This is a genomic window from Microbacterium karelineae, from assembly GCF_009745985.1.
In the GTDB taxonomy this organism is placed as follows: domain Bacteria; phylum Actinomycetota; class Actinomycetes; order Actinomycetales; family Microbacteriaceae; genus Microbacterium; species Microbacterium karelineae.
Map to the genome: position 1 here is coordinate 1 of NZ_WFIX01000046.1, position 234 is coordinate 234.

The window sequence follows — 234 nt, forward strand, 5'->3', positions numbered from 1 at the left end:
GACGACGGCGGCAGCAACATCGACAACAAGGCGCTCAACGCCATGTTCACCTATGCCCTGGGCTACCACGCCTTCGGCCTGGGCTACCAGAAGATGAGCGGCGACACCGGCTTCGCCTACATCAACGGTACCGACCCCTACCTGGTGAACTACATCCAGATCGGCGACTTCGCCAACAAGGACGAGAAATCCTGGCAGGCGCGCTACGACTACAACTTCGCCGGCCTCGGGATC

Annotated in this window: 1 protein-coding gene; it reads left to right on the forward strand. The window is 61.1% G+C overall.

The window, feature by feature from the left end; all coding sequences use genetic code 11:
- Positions 1-234 (forward strand): OprD family outer membrane porin (locus GB932_RS00825; protein WP_156758902.1); only part of this gene is annotated, 234 nt, incomplete at both ends.